This is a genomic window from Bacillus sp. T2.9-1, from assembly GCF_950097965.1.
Classification (GTDB): domain Bacteria; phylum Bacillota; class Bacilli; order Bacillales; family Cytobacillaceae; genus Niallia; species Niallia hominis.
This window is the reverse complement of sequence record NZ_CATNHG010000071.1, coordinates 1-201: the sequence shown is the minus strand read 5'-3', so window position 1 is coordinate 201 and position 201 is coordinate 1. Positions and strand designations below refer to the sequence as shown.

Sequence of the window (201 nt, the reverse complement as noted above, 5' to 3'; positions counted from 1 at the left end):
GAAATTCGCCGCTGTGCACGAGGGATGGAAAGAAAACGGAAAGCGAGTCAGACTCCGAAATAAAAGGCATTTTCTCTATGAAGGAAAAGAACCCTTTTGGGAAGCCTTTGAAACGTTCTTACAGAATAATTATGCGTATGATCCTACCCAAACCTTGCTTATTATTAATGGCGATGGAGCAGGCTGGATAACGGCATGTCG

1 protein-coding gene is annotated in these 201 nt (G+C 43.8%); it reads left to right on the top strand.

Going from position 1 to position 201, the window contains the following annotated elements:
- A partial coding sequence (locus tag QQZ16_RS04940; protein WP_284561173.1) for a UPF0236 family transposase-like protein occupies window positions 1-201 on the top strand: 201 nt, incomplete at both ends.